The organism is Bacillus sp. MBGLi79, from assembly GCF_002953915.1.
On record NZ_CP026521.1, the window covers coordinates 2,433,250 to 2,433,918 of the forward strand.

Here is a 669-nt window from a genome sequence, read left to right on the forward strand (position 1 = left end):
CCCATTGTATCCGTTTCCTCCTCAAAGTGAAAAGAGCAGATTCGTTCTGCTCTCATTTTGCCGTGTATCTATAACTGAAAGGCGGGGCTTGGGCGCGGATGCGCCCTTTTAGCCCGGCCGGCTTACTTATCGTCAAAGTAAAAATCGTCGTCTCTTATCGGTTCAACTGTTGCTTTTTTGTAGCCGTTTCCTTTCATTGAGAAGAAGTCGTGTGACTTCGTTTTCGTATTCAACCCGTTCAACACGATCGGATTGATCTCTTCTTCTTCAAAATAAGCTTCAAAGCCAAGGTTCATCAGCGCTTTGTTGGCATTATAGCGGATGAACTTCTTCACGTCGTGTGAAAGGCCGACCTGGTCGTACAGATCTTCTGTATATTCAAGCTCATTTTCATAAAGCTCTTTTAATAGATCAATGGCAAACGCGTACAGCTCTTCTTTTTTCTCAGGTGTCTGCTGATTGTAAATCTCCTGAGCGAGCAGGCCGACATAGACGCCGTGAATCGCTTCGTCCCGCAAGATCAGGTTGATGATTTCGCCGCTTTGCATCAGCTTGCCCTGTCCGTAAAAATAAAGCGGGTAGTAGAAGCCGCTGTAGAACAGGAAGCTTTCTAAATAAACGGATGCGACCATCGCTTTAAACAGCGAAATTTTATCGCCCTGGCGGATT

1 protein-coding gene is annotated in these 669 nt (G+C 45.7%); it reads right to left on the reverse strand.

What is annotated here, in order from left to right:
* Nucleotides 1–122 precede the first annotated feature (122 nt).
* Nucleotides 123–669: ribonucleotide-diphosphate reductase subunit beta (locus tag C1T29_RS12000; RefSeq protein WP_208945452.1), on the reverse strand; the 547-nt coding region annotated here is incomplete at its 5' end.